Annotated in this window: 18 protein-coding genes; 12 read left to right on the forward strand and 6 right to left on the reverse strand. The window is 42.4% G+C overall.

Annotated elements, in window-relative coordinates; translation table 11 throughout:
- Positions 1–558 precede the first annotated feature (558 nt).
- Positions 559–924, forward strand: a complete 366-nt coding sequence (locus L3V35_RS11880; RefSeq protein WP_237299773.1) for a NirD/YgiW/YdeI family stress tolerance protein — start codon at positions 559–561, stop codon at positions 922–924.
- 103 nt (positions 925–1,027) lie between these two features.
- Positions 1,028–1,552, forward strand: a complete 525-nt coding sequence (locus L3V35_RS11885) for a phosphatase PAP2 family protein (protein WP_237299775.1) — start codon at positions 1,028–1,030, stop codon at positions 1,550–1,552.
- A 666-nt stretch (positions 1,553–2,218) separates the two neighbouring features.
- Here the strand turns inward: L3V35_RS11885 and L3V35_RS11890 are convergent.
- Positions 2,219–2,671 (reverse strand): YgjP-like metallopeptidase domain-containing protein, encoded by a 453-nt coding sequence (locus tag L3V35_RS11890; protein ID WP_237299777.1) that lies wholly within the window; start codon positions 2,669–2,671, stop codon positions 2,219–2,221.
- 329 nt (positions 2,672–3,000) lie between these two features.
- Between L3V35_RS11890 and L3V35_RS11895 the strand changes: the two genes are divergently transcribed.
- From L3V35_RS11895 to L3V35_RS11920, 6 genes are read left to right on the forward strand one after another with little or no spacing between them, the layout of a single operon-like run.
- The gene (locus tag L3V35_RS11895; RefSeq protein ID WP_146457563.1) at positions 3,001–3,462 is read left to right on the forward strand and encodes a hypothetical protein; all 462 of its coding nucleotides are present in this window, start codon (positions 3,001–3,003) and stop codon (positions 3,460–3,462) included.
- Positions 3,452–3,784, forward strand: coding sequence for a hypothetical protein (locus tag L3V35_RS11900; protein WP_054542203.1), 333 nt, complete (start codon positions 3,452–3,454; stop codon positions 3,782–3,784). Before L3V35_RS11895 ends, L3V35_RS11900 begins: the two co-directional genes overlap by 11 nt.
- Entirely contained in the window at positions 3,774–4,475 is a 702-nt protein-coding gene (locus L3V35_RS11905; RefSeq protein WP_237299779.1) for a hypothetical protein, read from the forward strand. The genes L3V35_RS11900 and L3V35_RS11905 overlap by 11 nt, the downstream gene beginning before the upstream one ends.
- A gap of 59 nt (positions 4,476–4,534) precedes the next feature.
- Complete coding sequence (locus L3V35_RS11910; RefSeq protein WP_065682674.1) at positions 4,535–4,816, forward strand: hypothetical protein; 282 nt, start codon at positions 4,535–4,537, stop codon at positions 4,814–4,816.
- Positions 4,817–4,831: 15 nt separating this feature from the next.
- On the forward strand, positions 4,832–4,975 hold the full coding sequence (locus L3V35_RS11915) for a hypothetical protein (protein WP_170964600.1): 144 nt from the start codon (positions 4,832–4,834) through the stop codon (positions 4,973–4,975).
- Position 4,976: 1 nt separating this feature from the next.
- Positions 4,977–5,114 (forward strand): hypothetical protein, encoded by a 138-nt coding sequence (locus tag L3V35_RS11920; RefSeq protein ID WP_165689832.1) that lies wholly within the window; start codon positions 4,977–4,979, stop codon positions 5,112–5,114.
- Positions 5,115–5,270: 156 nt separating this feature from the next.
- Here the strand turns inward: L3V35_RS11920 and L3V35_RS11925 are convergent, their stop codons facing one another.
- The 4 genes from L3V35_RS11925 to L3V35_RS11940 form a co-directional block, all read right to left on the reverse strand.
- On the reverse strand, positions 5,271–7,151 hold the full coding sequence (locus L3V35_RS11925) for a RimK/LysX family protein (RefSeq protein WP_237299781.1): 1,881 nt from the start codon (positions 7,149–7,151) through the stop codon (positions 5,271–5,273).
- Positions 7,152–7,456: 305 nt separating this feature from the next.
- Positions 7,457–8,266 (reverse strand): M15 family metallopeptidase, encoded by an 810-nt coding sequence (locus L3V35_RS11930; RefSeq protein WP_237299783.1) that lies wholly within the window; start codon positions 8,264–8,266, stop codon positions 7,457–7,459.
- 83 nt (positions 8,267–8,349) lie between these two features.
- Complete coding sequence (locus L3V35_RS11935; RefSeq protein ID WP_237299785.1) at positions 8,350–9,078, reverse strand: DUF429 domain-containing protein; 729 nt, start codon at positions 9,076–9,078, stop codon at positions 8,350–8,352.
- Between the two features lie 46 nt (positions 9,079–9,124).
- Entirely contained in the window at positions 9,125–10,837 is a 1,713-nt protein-coding gene (locus L3V35_RS11940; RefSeq protein ID WP_054548078.1) for a class I SAM-dependent methyltransferase, read from the reverse strand.
- Between the two features lie 269 nt (positions 10,838–11,106).
- Here L3V35_RS11940 and L3V35_RS11945 point away from each other — a divergent pair, with 269 nt between their 5' ends.
- The 4 genes from L3V35_RS11945 to L3V35_RS11960 all read left to right on the forward strand — a co-directional run bounded on the left by L3V35_RS11945 (position 11,107) and on the right by L3V35_RS11960 (position 16,560).
- Positions 11,107–12,045 (forward strand): hypothetical protein, encoded by a 939-nt coding sequence (locus tag L3V35_RS11945; protein WP_237299786.1) that lies wholly within the window; start codon positions 11,107–11,109, stop codon positions 12,043–12,045.
- A gap of 197 nt (positions 12,046–12,242) precedes the next feature.
- Positions 12,243–13,010, forward strand: coding sequence for a 1-acylglycerol-3-phosphate O-acyltransferase (locus L3V35_RS11950; RefSeq protein ID WP_054548080.1), 768 nt, complete (start codon positions 12,243–12,245; stop codon positions 13,008–13,010).
- A 177-nt stretch (positions 13,011–13,187) separates the two neighbouring features.
- Positions 13,188–14,558, forward strand: coding sequence for an MBL fold metallo-hydrolase (locus tag L3V35_RS11955; protein WP_237299788.1), 1,371 nt, complete (start codon positions 13,188–13,190; stop codon positions 14,556–14,558).
- Between the two features lie 454 nt (positions 14,559–15,012).
- Positions 15,013–16,560, forward strand: a complete 1,548-nt coding sequence (locus tag L3V35_RS11960) for an alanine/glycine:cation symporter family protein (RefSeq protein WP_017084421.1) — start codon at positions 15,013–15,015, stop codon at positions 16,558–16,560.
- Between the two features lie 145 nt (positions 16,561–16,705).
- Here L3V35_RS11960 and L3V35_RS11965 read toward each other — a convergent pair whose 3' ends face one another.
- Entirely contained in the window at positions 16,706–17,299 is a 594-nt protein-coding gene (locus tag L3V35_RS11965; RefSeq protein WP_010440610.1) for a GPR1/FUN34/YaaH family transporter, read from the reverse strand.
- Positions 17,300–17,461: the final 162 nt, after the last annotated feature.

A 17,461-nucleotide genomic window follows, 5' to 3' on the forward strand; every position in this document is an offset into this window, starting at 1 on the left:
GATAATTTCTAGGCTCGGGCTTCAGTATCTCAATCCTCATCATACTCATAGGTCAAATCAAATGTTTCAAACTCAATGGAATCATCAACTTTATACCCTCGACAACCTAACTCAATAACCAAATCATCATTAAATTTATATCCAACAAAGCCTCCTACAACCCCATAATCCATATTAGAATGTAGAGTTTCACCGTCAACTATTGGCTGATAACCATGTTCTATAGTTCCGATACCATATTCAAAAATTAAATATTAACTTGCAAGAACAGCACTGGCAATAAAATGGTAACTAACAGTAATTTTTCACACATCATTCTTTTAAAAAGAGCACGAGTTTATTTAAAAAATATAAACATAGAATAAAACCAATGCATTGACAAAGAAATAAATAACAAGAAAAAATGACTAAGTCTTGATTGATTCATCCGGGGAATTTATTTAAACAGCCTTTCATCCTTAAATGAATATAATATGAATTTTAACTTCAAACCCTATTCATCCGCACTTTGTTAGAGTTTAGCCATTCCAAACAGTTCACATTACATGAGAAAAAACCATGAAAAAAACAATCATCACATCAGCACTTATTTTCACTTCAGGATTTGCAATTGCAAACCCTCAAAACTTAACTATAGGCGGGGGGTTTAACGGGCCAGTTGCTCAAATGGGCACTACTGTAGCTCAAGCATTAAACGCTCGGGATGATTCTATGGTTCAAATTACAGGGAACATCACTCACTTCTTAGGTGATGATGAGTATCAATTTAGTGATGGCGTTAATAATATCGCTATCGAAATCGACAGCGATAAATGGATGGGCATTGCAGTAACACCAAAAGATAAAATTACTATAATTGGTGAAATAGATAAAGATTGGTCTGAAGTAAAGATTGATGTAGACCGAATTCAACTAACCATGTAAATAACATAACCCACTTCTCTTTATCAGTAATTGGCTTGTGTGAGCTTTCATTTTTCAAGCCAATTACCAAAAAATACAATAATAATATACCTCAATAAATCACATGCGTATTTTAAATATTATAGCTAATTTTGACTTGGCATTTTCCATTTTCTTCTCAAAGAAATACTCCAGTTTAGTTCCCATAGCAAAAATAATTTCCCATACAGGGAATGGACCTTTCTATGTTTTTATCGCTTTAATTGCATCACTAATAAGTAATAATGGAGAAAAATTTGTAATAATTGGCTTAGCAAGCTTTGCCATTGAATTACCTATCTATTGGCTAACGAAGAATACATTTAGACGCCAAAGACCCTCTGATTCATCTTCATTAATTCACTCTCACATAACTCCTCCCGATAAATATAGTTTACCCTCAGGTCATGCTGCAGCCGCTTTCGTAATGTCAACATTAATTGGGTATTTTCACCCAAGCTTATTGATCTTAAGCTTATGTTGGGCAACAGCGATTGCAATATCCCGAGTTTTACTCGGAGTGCACTTTCTAACCGATATTGTTCTTGGGGCTGCTCTAGGGGTTGCAAGCACTAATCTCATCATTAAACTTAATCCATTCGTCGCTTAGAATATTTACTAAGTCAGAATTATCACCCTTTATAATTCTAAGTTGCATCAATGAGGCGCTTAGCAAATAACTTTAGAATGTCCTTCACTTGTTTGTAACGATGCTCCAAGAGCTGATTGAGATTAGTAACCTTTTTAAAACCATACAAATATAAGATGTACAACTTAAGGTGAGGAAGTCAGCTTCTATAGCCCATTCTGTTATTTTTCCTGCAAGACTCGTAACTCCGAACTTTTCTAAATAAAATATAATTTTGAATAACAAACCTGTCCGGGTAGGTCTGTTCATCGTGTCTATTTAAAGTATTCAGCTCTTACTTGGGAGCTGAACCGACGTCCATATTTAGGATAATAGGCTTCCATCTTGATACTGGCTTCATATGGTACTAAGATGAGGTACTAAACGGGTTATTCTAAAAAATCACAAATACCCTAACCTATTTAAGTCACTGTTTTTAAAGGGATTTGAAGGCGAACCCCGCCAGCTCCACCAAACGTTTGGAAAGGGCCAACTCGAAAGAGTTGGCCCTTTTTTTATGTCTTATTTGAGGATGCCTTCTTACATTAATGAGCGTACACACTATATGATTAGATTTTGTGCATTTCCTCTAAGCCACTCTTTATGCTCTTTATAGTAAGGCATGACTCGTTCAACTTCTTTCCAGAACTATGGCGAATGGTCATGGTGGATTAGATGACAAAGCTCATGCACCACTACGTAATCAACAACCCTGTTGGGAGCCATGACAATCACCCAGTTAAATTCTAAATCACCGTAAGGGGTACAACTGCCCCATCTACTCTTAAACTCTTTAGTACGAACAACTCCCGTTTCAACGCCCACCAACGACTCGTAACGCCTTACCTTCTCACGAATCTTCTTATCAGCATGACGCTTATACCAATTCGTTAAAGCGCGGCGAATATAGTGCGTTTGTGTGGATGGTTCAGGAACGGTGACCGTAATACGCCCATTAAGCAGTTTTGTAGGCGCTAAGTCGCCTTTAAGCACTTTTAAGCGGTAATTGCGCCCTAAGTATGGAATAACCCACCTGAAACATATTCTTTCATTGTCGCAGAGCTGGTGGTTTGGTACTAAGCTACCTTTTCGACTATCCATTGATATTCAAAAAATATTGACGCGGATTTTTACGGGGAAGTGGCAGGTGGGGCAATGAAAGAGTGCAAACACAACAAATCATCGATGCAATCCATGATTTGCATAACATTTCATATGAGTATCTATATTTTATGCAATTAAATACCAGTGATGTATGTAAAATATCTATTACGTAAACAAATCATGAGCAGAGCACTATCAACAACGATACCCCGAAGCCCAAATTGGCTACGCCCTCTTTAAAACACTATTTACAGCAGGCTGATTGGACATTAAGTCGCTTGCTAGGATTTATTTTAAAAGCGTTAATTTACATTTTCCTCGTCAGTATGAGTATTGCAGTCATCAGTTTTGAATTACTCAATATTTTTGAATATCAAGATGGATTCTCTGATGTATCAACCATCGAGATTATCTTTTTTATCTCATTTCTTGTGTTGCTAAAACGCTATTGGGTATATACAAAACAAACCTCACTTCGCTGGTGGCATATCATTAGCACCCCGTTTTTATGGCACGGAAAATTCGTTACGGCTGCGTTACTTTGTGCCAGTACGATTGTTTTTATTGACCTATTCGAAGGTACCGAGCACTTTAAAAACCTGTTATTGCTAGAGCAAAGTTACGACCAAATCTTTTCTTTCAGCATTATATTACTGTGCTTGTATATTGCAGTTCCAAGCCAGGATCTGATTCTAAACCCAGGCTCAGACACCCCATTAGAAACCCCAAATAACGACAACGATACTAAACAAGCACAAACGGACGCTGAGGTAACAAATGCTCAATAAAAAACACGCCATGCTTGCTATTGCACTAGCGATCTTACCAATGGTTTCCAATGCTAAAAAACTCTCTCTGGTCGATAGCTGTGTTGAACTTATCAATATTTATGACTCCAAAAGTTCGAAACGATTGTTAGCGGCACAAACCACATCGCTATCAGAAAGTTTACGTGCAGGATACTGCTTGGGAGTGATTGACCAATATGAAAAGTCCGAATATGGCTGCCGTTCAGATTGGTATGAGCGAGCACAGTTTATTGCACGCGAGTCATTAAAAGATAAGCCGTTGCCAGAGCGAAAACTATTGGAGCTATCGTGTGAAATCTAACGATAGCTACACCTCAACCGATAGCTACATCTCAACGCCTGATGCAATTAAGAAGCTATTTAACATAAAGTTAGCCGAACATAAATCATTCAAAGATTTGGTGTACCCACTAGTAAGAAGCAAAGGTTTCTTTGAGGTTAAAAAAGAGCCTATGGCGCTGGGCTCAACAAAGAACAACTTGCTCATTGCAAGTAATAGCCTAACCAAACTCCATAATGCCGTTTTGCTACAAGGGTTCTTTGCTGATAGTAAACGAGTCAAAGAGATCTTTTCTCATTCTAAAAAACGCATAGAAGCGGCGGACTTTTTAGAAACAGTCGTCATGGGTAGACAATCTATTCTCGCAGTTGGCATTCAAACGACTGCGCTGTCAGAGCTGATCGTAAAATTAAAATCAGAACACATCGACCTGAGTAAGGAAAAGTTACCAAAACCTTTTCAAGAGTTACCGCAACTTTCTCTCAATGGCGTAACCAGTGTAATGCAGGCTCTATTGGCTCAAAGCGCCTTGCTGACACAAGGTGAATCAATGATCATGCACTTTTTCAATCAGGATATAGAAAAAGCCTACCTTGCAGCATGCTCTCTAGGAAATACAACTCCTGCGCTGGCTCAATACCAAATCCTTATCAAGCAGAAATACCTCGAAGCCGTCGAGTTCGATGACCTATTAAATAATTTATTAAATTAGTTGTTGCGAGTGCAGTGCACTCAATCATTCTTGCTATCAGTTCATCAGGGAGAGCAAGAATGACTTCAACTAAACAGCTTATTGATACATTCCAATCTCAACTTCCTCCATGCTATGCAGAGCGAGCTTTCAGTATTGAAGCCCAACTCCGAGCTGGAGCTTTATACCCAAATTTAGGGGGTAAGAAGATCCGCTCTTGTCCGACCTATATTAGGTTTAAGTTGGGTAGAGGGTTCCGGTTTGTTTGGCGTGTTGCTCCTGATGGGCTTTATCCCAAAGCAATCACAACTAGGCAAGGATTTGAGCGAATCATTAAACAAATCCGCAAGGCTAGTTATTAAACAAGGAAATTGACAATGGCTAAGAAAATCACACCAGCAGACAATGCAGCAAACATCCCTAATGCCAACAAGGGAACAAGCGGCACTAACCGTCAGCATGATCAGAACAAAGGCAACCGCGGTAAACAACTAAACCCTAATCAACAAGGGAAGAAATAATATGCCAAACTCAAGTGATATGTCTCAAGACGAGCTCGATGTATGGTCAGATATCAACAACCCAAACAACGATGCTGATATGGATGATTGGTCTGATGCACATAACCCAAATAATGATGATTATTTAGGTGATGACTAAGTAATAAGCGGCTCTCTAAGGAGCCGCTTTTTTTAACTTGTTCACAAGGCATTGATGGTTAGCCGTTTAGGCTCTCAATAAAAAACCACACATCCCAATACTGAAATGTGTGGCTGTCTAAAACTGTTCTAGAACGAACTTAAATAAGTTTAGGTGTTACTCCATATCGCCCAGCAAGTAATCTTCATCACTGCTCACTACTGCGCCGTGTTTCAGGAAGTTCTTACCTAGGATCATGCTGTATTCAAAGCGAGAGCGATCTTGAAGGTTTACCCTCACCTCTTTCTCTAAGTCACCTAACTTCACCTTCATTTCGACGACAGGACGAATGTTCACCTTCTCGCCTTTCTTGGCTTTGATGCGCATGACATCAATCACTGGCTTAGTGAAGTCTTGCTTATCGCCTTGGTTGTTTTGATAGGTAAAGCTCACCATGTCTTGGCCGTCTTTCTTAAATCGTTTGATGTTGACTGCGTTCATTGAGCTTACATCTGCGCCAGTATCCAACTTGGCCGGGAACTTCATGCCGTTGACTTCAACAACTTCAATGTGCCCTACTTTAAACAAAGGCTCCGATTTCAAAAGATAATCAGATCGAGTATTCACATATACTCCATCTTTCGCCATCTTCTTACCTAGAATGAAGTACGCTTCTTTTTCATTGCTGTTAAGCACGTCGATAGCAAACTCTTGTTGGCGAACTTTACCAGCTCCCAAAAACTCACCACTTACAACCGGACGAGTATCATCACCGACCTTAAGCTTCTTAATAATTGGCTTTGTTATCTTCTGCTTCTCACCGTTTACATCTGTAAGATAAAATTCAACAGAAGCCTCTTTGCCTTTACCTGTCATTTCAAAACTATCGACCTTCAGCAAAGGCGTGTTGACAGTAAATGAAGCAACAGCCTTCATAGGGAAACCATCTAATGTGATATCTTCTTCCGGTGAGATAATTAATGGCTCAGTCTTTTTCGCGACCTCGCTGAAGTTCTCAGAGCCTTCAGAAAGAATATTCTCAGCGTTGGTATCGATCATGAAAAGTTCGCTAGCGGTGCTTGTACCAAACCTCAACTGCGACTCGCTACTCGAGCGGTCACGTAGGTACACCAGAACATCTTTGGTTGTGTTTTCATCGAGTTGGACTGGTACATATACCAAAGGTCTTTTCTTACCACTCACGCTTAACATACGAACCAATGGCAGTGTCATCTCTTTCTGTTTGCCATCGTTGTCGAACATATCAAACGTCACTTCACTGTTCTTCTTATCTACATCGATGTCTTTTGCATGAAGAATGCTGTATCGATTCTTTAATGAGAAGGTCGCGTTCATCGCCATTCCGGAGATAGACACCACCTCTTTGCGGCCAACAACTGTCGCGTTTTCCTGCTCTTGCAAGTAGTCATAGCCCGCAAATACTAAAGCGTTGTCAGCAAGGAAGGTTTTACCAATCAACACTGGCGCAGAGAAATGGCTTCTGTCGGTCAGGTTAACATCGGTTTTTAGCTCTTGGTCTGCAATGGTGAGCGACATTTTTACGGTAGGACGAAGCAAAGGCGTGCTGCTAGTGCGACTGCGTATCATGCTGACACGCTCTAAAGGCGCTTCGATTAATACCATGTCTCCCGTGCGCGGGTTTTGAACCTTAAAAGACACCACAGCCTCATATTTCGCAAAGGTGCTGCCATCCCAATCATCGTAATCAACATCGGAATTGTTCAACAGGTCTTCGGTTAACGCCGCCATCAGCTCTTTGTCTTTGAGGTTTTGGTAGTCGGGATTAGAGCTCTTCACATGAATGTCTTCCGCATGCATAGAAGTGGTTTCTGCACCGGTATCAATTTTACCAATGAAAGGAACGTCTTTAAGCCCTTGAACACTAGAGAGGTACACATTCTCTGTACGGCCTAATACCGCCTTACCATCGAGTTCGTAAGTCGGGTTTTGAGTGGTAGGTGAAGTATCAGTAGCCAAAGTATATTGTGAAAAAAGTAGAGTGCTTAAAAGAGTTAGAGCCAAAGGTATCTTTTTCATTAGTTGGTCCGTTGTGATCAGTTCACTAATAATACTGGCGATTCGGTAAAGAGTTCCCCCACCAGTAATGGTTCTCACAAAACGTTAACGCTATGAGTTTTTCAATGACAAACCGATGACTTTGCGCTGCATTCGCTTATCGATTATTGACTAATGGATACCCAATAATCTTTTCAATACTCGGTGTTCTATTGGAGAAATGAATACAAAAAAGGCCAACGACAAGCGCTGACCTTAGCGATTCAAAACACACCTGAAGCGAGTTTAACTTGCTAAAACACAAACGGTTCTAGATAAACATAGCACTAAAAAGTCCCGACTGTTTTCTTTGCACAGATAGCTCGAGCTTTTTCTGCGTCCTCACCTTTATTTTTGAGATAGCATTGTCGATAAGATTCGACGTAGCGCTCAAATAACACTTTGGCTTCAGGTTGTGGTTTAGAAAGCAGTTGGTTAACAAATTTTCTTGAGCCGACCTCAAAATGCTGAGTATCGATGGGGCTATTCCAATCCCCTCCCCAGATCATAAATCCGTGATGGGCAAACAGCTCCACCACATCTTCTGCCATGCCGCTGCGTTCTATTTCATCACGCGCACGAAAGCGAGTACGGTTCACATAACTTGTCGCAGATTGTGAAGGCTTTACCGTGATTCTTCCGTTGCTATCAAACTCTAAGAAAGGATTTTGAACTGGGTTGATGTCTATCGCCACACCATAGGCATGTTTCGACCAACCCCCTCCGCCAGTAATAGGACGAGCGTTAAAGGCGCTGCTGTTGTTCGCGTCCATTGAGGCGTTGTCGTCACCTCTGAATTCACGCATTAGGCGAGCGGAATGAAGAGGGAAATTGCGCTGTTTAAGCTCTGAAAAGATTTGTTCAACAGCAGGCGCAATAACATCAAGCACGATCATATTGCCCTGTTGCGTTTCCCCTTTGAAATTAATCAAATCGAAATCCACTTTGGATAGTCGCTCACAACCGACGGGCGCACCACTACTCAAGACGTTGTTCTTTTCCATCATGTCGCATTGCCATTGAGATATAGGAGCAACTTGAGCATAACTCACTGCACTGAGCACAATAGCCAGCCAGCCGACAATAAAACGTTTCATATCAAAGACTCAAAAAATAGTAAGAGTGAAAAATAGCAGAAGTTGGAAAGTAACATATTAAGCCAAGTTGAGCGCACGCTTTGTTAGCGCGTTTTGTTCCAATAAACAATCTCTCGAACTCGTCCGTTCTGATCCTTATCAACTTCTCCACCAGCAGCAGAAGGTTCAGGTAAGCTTGATAATTGCGGAGCGTAATAGGCAACCAACATAAGTACGAACGCATCGTAAATATCGTCTATCGCGACGTCTTTACGCTTTGTGTTTGAAATGGCCAACGCTAAGCCTTCAATCCATTGCGGAGCGAGTCGCTGAATAATAGAAAGCCGTTCCTCTTTGCCTTCTTGTGTTCGTTTGGAAAACGTCAGCGGCTCGCCTTTCAATGCTGCGAACACCACTTCAGGGTGAGACTCTCTGATCAATAAGTTTGGGTGATCATCGATAAGTTTATCCAACTCTCTGATTTTAGGAACAATCCCCCAAGTTTGCTTAGAGAACTTCTTATCAAGCTTCTCCACATTGGCATCACACGCTGCGATATAATCGGTTTGGTAAACCGCCTCACGACATGGTACCGGAAACACTGAAGACCCACGCTTGCTAGTGAGAAAACGCCTTGCTGCTTTGTCGCATAATCTATCCGGAGTCTGTGAATCGCTAAAACCAATCGGCATATCGATTAACGTCGTCGAACCTGCAAGTTCATCAACCAACTCATCGAGCGTGTTTACCACTTTATACGCTGGCACTGCGTTATCAGAGACAATCCAAGCGATCCAACCCGCCTTGCAGCCATCAATTCCGATGTATTTCATTGTTTTCTTGATAGTAAATCGCCTCAATAACTCGTTTATTTGCTGCTCAGTTCCACTCACTGATCAGAAGTCGACTTTTTACTCCACGTACTTGCAAGCCCATTGCATCAAACACCTCTTCAAAGTCTCGACACTGTGCTGGTATGTTGGGTAAAGAAAGTGCCGCTTCAGAAAAGAACTGCTGTTCAAAATGAGCAGAATCGCTCCACGCCAATTGCCACCATTCGAGAATCCGAGACTTAGACGAACGAAGCTTTTCCGCTGTGGGAACTTTATCACTTTTACTTAGGTTCTCTTTGCTCGTAGTTGGAAAGAGGTTCCACTTATCGTTGTTTGGCCAGTAAGCAAAAGGCAAACAGTGATCAACGTGATACTCATTTTTCAATGACTTTCCACTCCAGACGCTGACAATGTCGGCACGATTAGATCTAAGTTGCTCGACACGTTTACGCACATCGCGAGTGTCGTGGTTTTGATCGATCCATACCAAGCAATCGTGATAAGTCTGTAGTGAGATACTTCGCTGTCGGTTCAACTCGAAACGCTGCATCTCCATGACCCATTGATTCACCACCAGCGGTTCAATCCAAGAGTGGTAGATTCTAAAGCACTCCCACAGGCTTTCATCGAGAGTGAAATAGCCAAAGCTTTCTAGGAACTCACTATCCATAACCAATGATTCTCGGCTCTTCCGTCGTTTTTGAGGAGGGTATATATCGAATAGTCGGTTGTCTTTCGAACCTTGATAAATAAAAGTCACAGGTCCTGATTTAATAGTGCTGATCGTCTGTGAAAACAACTTCTGCAATGCCTTAGCTTCATCGCCGAAAAACATAGCGCCTATCGCTAGGTCATCAGCACTTAGGTGTTTGAGTTTGTTCCAGCCATCCTCTTTTACAAACCCAAGTCCCTTCGTTGTGTTGCTATTTTGCTGAATCCCAGTGCCTTCTATGTCGATATCAATCAGTCGCTTAAACTGCCTAACCCAATACAAAGCAACCAAGCCCACTGGTAGAGAAATTTTCCCATCAGTTCGATCAATCACAGCGCCTGAATGAGCATCCGCAATTCGCAGTAATGTTCTCAACAAAGCCAACTTGTATGTCGCCGACTTGTTGTCATTCACAATAATGTGGCGCACCTTGTTCAAGTCGCCAGAACCATCATCTGGTAATGTCATCACAACGGTTTGCCACCACACTTCACTGCGGTTCAATGTATCTTGGCTATCATCGACATGACGAACCAACAAGGCGCTGTTTTTTGATAAACGCTCAAGCTCTTCAACCGAGACTTGATACCCTTGCCGACTGTCTTGAAACTCTCCATGACGTAGAGTGATCACCAGCTTGCCATTTGGAGCTAGCAAGTTAGACAACTTTCTAAATGCACGCTCTCGATGAGACGGAGCGAGATGCATCCAAACAGCACTCACCAATATCAAGTCAAAACGCATTCCGAGGTTTTCAGTGCGGCTAAGCGAGGGAAGTGAATCATCAATCCAGGTGACACTTGGCCCGGTATATTCAGAGCCTTGTTGGCGTAATGAGTCACTGGGTTCTATCGCAATAACATCGGCTCCGGCTTTGTACATCCATAGCGCATCACGACCACTTCCTGCACCGACATCTAGTACTTTATCGCCCTCTAAAGGCCAATAAGCCTTCCAGCTTTTATGTACCGTTTCGAAGGTTACTGAGTTGTACTGTTCACAAAGTGTGTGAGCATTTTTATCGTAAAAAGAAATCGATGAGGACATATGCGCAATTAGAGTAAGGAGCCTATCTCAATAGTAATGGGGAGCTTGGGTGATTGCTAGCAGCACATGTAAGTTCAGCAACACCAATCGACATTAATCGTTAGTGACTGTTTTATATCAACATCTACCTAATGAGCTCATCAGGCGAGTCACATCTCGAACCATTATCGTCAGGAAAGTCATACAAACAGCGTGCAAGGACAAGTCCGAACAGGGATAATTGTTTTGATAATTAAACCAACCTCAAGCACCCAGCCGATAAAAGACTAATGACCACATACTCGTACATAGACATCCCATTCAACCTGCGCCACACCTGTTGGTTTTGTGGTGAACCTTCCAATGATGTTGTTGAATTCCCTAAGACTGCACAGGCTATTGCCAAGATAGACTATTCACCGATTGCACTGCCAGCTTGTAAGGAGTGCGCGAGTGTTAGGTATGCAAAAGATCTAACTTCGATCTGGGCTGTGCGCGATCAGATAAAGCACACTCTCATAGATAAGTACGCAAAGCACCTTGGTATTGGTGAGAACTGGACGGAGCAAGAACTGATCGATTCTGATTTCTCGGGCTCGACGCTTGGCGGGTTTGGGCGTAGTGCTTGGAAGATGTATCAAATAGCCAAGCAGCGAGTCGACTATAAAGGTTGGCCTTTATCGGTTGATGACATTGTAATAGAGGTCTACGACGAAACCAGTGGCTTTGAATTTGACGGTACTCGTTATGCTTCAATCAATTCGTGTATCGATTATTTCACCAAGGCTGCGGGCGTAGACAAAGAGCTGCTATCGCAACTTGTCGACATCGTTTCAACAGACCGTTTTAGCTACGCGTTGCGAATCGCCAAACTAAACAAGAATGTCTCTAATACCAAGCGCTCAGAGATCATCGAAGAGGTGTTACAACAAGAGTCTGAACAAGAAGAGATACAGCTTGAACAAGCAAATTCACTGTTCAACCCAAATGTCGAAGAGGTCAGTATTTCAGGTTCAATAGCGCCTGTATTTGCCATTCAATGGGCAATGATGAATAACGTTAAAGATTTAGCTCACCTTTGTTCACTCGAAGATGATTATTTTGACTATTTCGAACATCTTGGTGGCCCTGCAGCTTTCATGTCTTATAACGGCCTACAACTCTACTTGGAATCGCGTCAAGATCCTGAATGGGTAGAAAAGTTGGATCCAAATAAACAGTATTGGTGAACATGCCTCGCTACTAGTGAACACGTGTAAGCTCGATGATCGTGTCAAACACCCATTGTTAGTCCTTGTTTTATATAAAGATCTAAAAACAGAACCCTATAACAGTTAATTGTTGCAATTCGGTTAAATAGAGTGAAAACTTCAAGCATCTAAAACTATTTAATCACTGCAATCTTGCGGTGAGTAAGGAGTGAATTGTGCTTGCTGTTCTTCGTATAATTTTGGCTACGGTGTTTATTATTTTCACCACCCTCTGTGCTTTTGTTTACTGCTTGTTTAGCCCCAAGAATCCCAAGCATGTGTACGTTTTCTGTCGTTGGTTCAATCAGCTACAAAAGATCGTCGGTGTAAAACTGGTGCAGCGCGGCCTAGACAATGCGCCAACGTCAGAAAAAAGCGTATACATCTCTAACCACCAAAGCATATTAGACTTTGTGACTGACCCAGGGATGCTAAGGCCTCGTACCGTTTCTTTAGGCAAGCGTGATTTGTTGTATGTGCCTTTCTTTGGTCTGCTGTATTGGATCACCGGTAACATCATGATTAACCGTGAAGACAAGTCCAAAGCACGCGATACGATCAAGCAAGTGGCGGAAGCCATTCATCAGCGAGATCTGTCTGTTTGGGTTTACCCTGAAGGAACACGCAGTAAAGGGCGTGGACTATTGCCATTCAAAACAGGGGCTTTCCGGATGGCGATTGAAGCCGGCGTACCTATTACCCCAATGTGTACCAGCACCACGCACAATAAGATTGACCTCAACCGAGTTAATAATGGCATTGTGATAACCGAGATGCTTGAACCTATCGATGTGACTGGCTACAAGATCAGCGATGCGAGAGAGCTGGCCAATCGCTGTCACGCAATCATGGCAGAAAAAATAGCAGAGCTTGATGCCGAAGTAGCTCGTTTAGAGGCGCAACAAAATCCAGAGTTGGATTCAGACCGTTCTTCTACGCGTTAATAAGGTAGCCACAGAGGGAACAGGAGCTAACTCGCAACGAATACACTGAGTCATCGCTCAGTTACTTAAAAAGAGGCTCAACGATCGCAACTCTCACTGTTCTTGTTTTACTTGCTGGCGCTTATCCGCAAAATAAAAACAGGCGTTAACGGCTTTATAGAGCAATGGGAGTAAACGATGGAAGTGATTCACCATGGTGGCAAACATACTGTCACCGGATCTTGTCACGAATTAAGAGATTCGGGCCAAGCGGTGCTCATCGATTGTGGCCTTTTTCAAGGTTTAGATCTTCAAGGTAAAAAGCTTCAAGGGGAAGACGCACGCCCTCTTGATATTGAATTTGAAACGTCCCACCTTAACGCTCTGCTGCTGACTCATACTCACATTGATCATATTGGTCGATTACCTTGGTTACTCGCCAGTGGCTTTAACCAACCGATTTATTGCACTCAGGCGACGGCTGAACTCGCTCCTTTAATGATTGAAGACGGCTTAAAACTGCAAGGGCTCAGCCATAAACAATCCAAACTCATCCTTAAAAAAATTCATTCGTTGATTGCTCCCAAGCCTTATGGAGAGTGGTTTCCAATTGTCTCTAAACAGCAAAACGACGGAAGGGATCATCATAGGCCAAATACTCTGTATGCTCGTTTTCAAACTGCTGGGCATATCTTAGGCTCCGCCTATATTGAGCTTAAGTTACCAAACCAAGAAGTGGTGGTCTTTTCAGGCGACTTGGGCCCAAGTAACACGCCACTGCTGCCGGATCCAAAACCACCACAACAAGCCGATTACCTATTTATTGAATCCACTTATGGCACCAGCACGCACGACGATATTGCAACACGCTCTGAGCGTCTCAAAGCAATTATTGACCGTTCACTACTCGATGGTGGTGTCATCCTGATCCCGGCATTTAGTATCGGAAGAACACAAGAACTGTTGTTTGATATTGAAAACCTGATCTTTGAGCATCAACTCAGCGCCGATATTCCTATCATCCTCGATTCGCCTATGGCAGAGAAAGTAACGCGTTCATACCGACGCTTTAAAGAGTTATGGGATCAAGAAGCTAAACAGCGCCTAGAGCTGAAACGTCACCCACTCGCTTTTGAGCAATGCATTACCGTTGATGGGCATCGAATGCACAAAAAAATCGTCAATCGCCTGCGTTCGACAGGTGAACCCGCAATTGTGGTCGCAGCTTCTGGAATGTGTCAGGGCGGCAGGATAATGAACTACTTATCCGCCTTGCTTCCCGATAAACGAACCGATTTGATTTTAGCGGGCTATCAAGCACACGGAACGCTCGGGCGCGAGTTGCAACAAGGTAAAACACAGGTTTTTATTGATAACAAAGACGTTGAGGTTAATGCTCAAATTCATGGCATGTCTGGCTACTCGGCTCATGCCGATAAAGAGGATCTCAACCGATTTATAGCAGGAATTTCCGTTCCACCAAAAGAGCTGCATTTGATACATGGCGAACCAAATACTCAGTCTGAGTTCGCTCAAGAACTACAGGCGCGAGGGTTTGTGGTTGTTTGAAACACGCATCAAACTAGCCACTTTTACTCAGTAAACATTAAGGCCAGAATTATCGAGCCTTCAAAGGCACAGTTTCTTAGGCCTGCGAGATCACTCGATGAAGGTGATATATTCCAATCAAATCCATCTCGCCACTCATATATCAGCCGTTCATGCTAATCGGTTTTCACCGCTGTTTTTCTCGATTTTGTCTCTTCTGCATGGCTCAAATTTCCATTTTTGTATTAATCACTATTTATTCACTCTGCAAACGCCAACAAATACACACGGTTGCATATAAAGTTAAATGGAACGATTATCGAATTAGAACTAAGCGTTAACAAACCCCCTCTGTAACTTGCTTTATGTCACAGTAATCCTAATGCGCAGTTAAATAATTTAACACTTGGGTTACAAGTGAAGTATTGTGTTGTTCGAAAAACAATCATAAGCAAAACTAACAGGGAAAATACTCATGCAGTCATTCGTTGATTTTTTGAATGGAATAATCTGGAGCCCAGTACTTATCTACCTATGTTTAGGTGCAGGTTTGTTCTACTCCATCATGACTCGATTTGTTCAAATCCGTCACTTCTTTGAAATGTGGCGCTTGCTACTATCAGGTAAAAGCTCTGCAAAAGGCATCTCGTCTTTCCAAGCTCTTGCCGTTTCGCTATCTGGCCGTGTAGGTACAGGTAACATTGCCGGTGTTGCTGCCGCTATCGGTTTCGGTGGTCCGGGTGCAGTATTCTGGATGTGGGTTGTAGCCTTCTTTGGCGCCGCGACTGCTTACGCAGAATCTACGCTAGCGCAAATCTACAAAGAAGAAGACGAAGGCCAGTTCCGTGGTGGTCCGGCTTACTACATTGAAAAAGCGATGGGCCAGAAGTGGTACGCATGGATCTTCGCTATCTCAACTATTTTTGCATGTGGTATTTTGCTTCCAGGTGTTCAGTCAAACAGTATTGGTAATGCTGTAGAAGCTGCATTTGGTTCAGGCGACATGATTGAAACAGCTATCGGTACATTCAGTTTCGCTAAAATTTTCACTGGTACTGTTGTTGCTATCATCCTTGCTTTCATCATCTTTGGTGGTGTTAAACGTATTGCGAACTTCACACAAATTGTTGTTCCATTCATGGCATTGGCTTACATCATTATCGCGTTCGTTATCATCTTGCTAAACATCGGCCAAGTGCCAGCTGTTTTCGGAATGATTCTTGGCGATGCATTCACACCTATGGCGGGCTTTGGTGCTGCAATTGGTTGGGGTGTTAAGCGTGGTGTTTACTCAAACGAAGCGGGTCAAGGTACTGGTCCTCACGCGGCAGCAGCGGCAAATGTCGATCACCCAGCTCAGCAAGGTTTGGTACAAGCGTTCTCTATCTACATCGATACTCTTCTAGTATGTTCTGCTACAGCGTTCATGATCATCATCACTGGTGCTTACAACGTTCACGGCGGCGCTGAAGGCGTGTTCCTTGTTCAGAACCTAGCAGCAAACATTGGCGCGAATGGTCCTGTATTTACACAGCTTGCTATTGAAAGTGCGCTACCAGGCATTGGTAAGCCATTCATCGCATTTGCTCTGTTCTTCTTCGCATTTACAACGATTCTTGCTTACTACTACATCGCAGAAACGAATATTGCTTACCTACGTCGTACCATCAAGATCCCTGGCATGATGTTCGTACTTAAGCTTGTTCTTATCACTGCGGTTTTCTATGGCACAGTCAAAACAGCTAACCTTGCATGGGCAATGGGTGATGTTGGTGTTGGCTTGATGGCATGGTTAAACATCGTAGGTATTCTGATCATCTTCTTCATGTCGAAGCCAGCGCTTAAAGCACTTGCTGATTATGAAGAGCAACAGAAACAAGGCGTAACTGAGTACACATTTAATCCTGTAAAACTAGGTATCAAAGGTGCTACTTACTGGGAAGAGAAGTACAAGCGTAAAACAGGTAAGTCTCCTGAAGCAGAAGCTGCAGACACTAAACCTGTAGAGCAACCTTCAGCTTAAGCTTTCCTTAGCAAATAGATCGCTTTAACAAATAGCGCTATTAATAACGCATAAAAAAGGGGTTAGCCATTTCGGCTAACCCCTTTTGTTTTATTCATAACCAATAAACGGCTTATAACAAACTAACTGTTCCCGAGTTAGAGTATTAAGCAGCGATTTCTTGTGTTGCCATTTGAGGTGCTTTCTTCTCACCGATAGGCAGTACTGTGCGGCCGTACTCGTTGTTGATTACTTGTGCCATTGCAAAGTAGATAGCTGAAGCGCCACAGAAAATACCTTCAAAACCAGCGATAGTGCCGATTAGTTCACTGCCAGTGAAATCACGAGCTGCAAGTAGGAAGAACAGGATCGTTAGTGAACCGAATACTACTTGCTTCGCAACTGGGTAACATAGAGAACCGATGAACATGAAGCCTGTGAAGATGCCCCATAGTAGTAGGTACCAACCCATGAATGCAGCAGGGCTTGCTGGAAGACCCATGTAAGGCATCACGATCAAACCAACTAGAGATAACCAAAATAAGCCGTATGAAGTAAATGCTGTCGTACCGAACGTGTCACCACGTTTGAAACACATAGTGCCCACGATAACTTGGCTCAAACCACCGTAAAAAATACCCATTGCAAGAATCATAGAATCGATTGGGAAGAAACCTGCGTTGTGGATATTAAGAAGAATAGTGGTCATACCGAAACCCATTAAGCCTAGTGGCGCTGGGTTAGCTAGTTTGGTGGACATTGCGAATTTACCTTATTAAAGTGGTTGATTAAAAAAAAACGATAAAAATTATCAGAAAATTTTAATCTATAAACCGTACAACTAGGTAATCCAGTTATCGCAAACTAAGATTGTACAAATGATCTTATGGAAAATTAGTTTCATAACCAGCTTGTTTAATTC

It is taken from the genome of Vibrio sp. L5-1 (assembly GCF_021728315.1).
In the GTDB taxonomy this organism is placed as follows: Bacteria; Pseudomonadota; Gammaproteobacteria; order Enterobacterales; family Vibrionaceae; genus Vibrio; species Vibrio splendidus_K.